This window comes from Citrobacter sp. TBCS-15, from assembly GCF_005280815.1.
Taxonomy (GTDB): Bacteria; Pseudomonadota; Gammaproteobacteria; order Enterobacterales; family Enterobacteriaceae; genus Citrobacter; species Citrobacter werkmanii.
On record NZ_SZWK01000081.1, the window covers coordinates 1 to 250 of the forward strand.

Annotated in this window: 1 protein-coding gene; it reads right to left on the bottom strand. The window is 34.0% G+C overall.

What is annotated here, in order from left to right:
- On the bottom strand, positions 1-250 hold a 250-nt coding region (locus tag FDW96_RS03045; protein WP_137365204.1), incomplete at both ends, for a DUF1351 domain-containing protein.

Below are 250 nucleotides of genomic sequence, written 5' to 3' on the forward strand. Positions count from 1 at the left end.
GCTTTCAAATATTCGTGAATCTACTTCTGTGTCTGTTGTCAGTTCAATCAACAATTCATGAACAACTTTTTTTCTCTCTGCTTTTTGTTCAGCTTCGATATCTTTAATTCCAGAATCAATTTGAGAAATAGCCTGATCTAATACTGCTACAGCCTTTTTGAACCAAACTTCAAACTCCGTTAAAGGTTGGTTATACTCCTTTTTGATGCGAATTTTTTCATCATTCAAGGATTTTGAAAGTTTCCGTAGC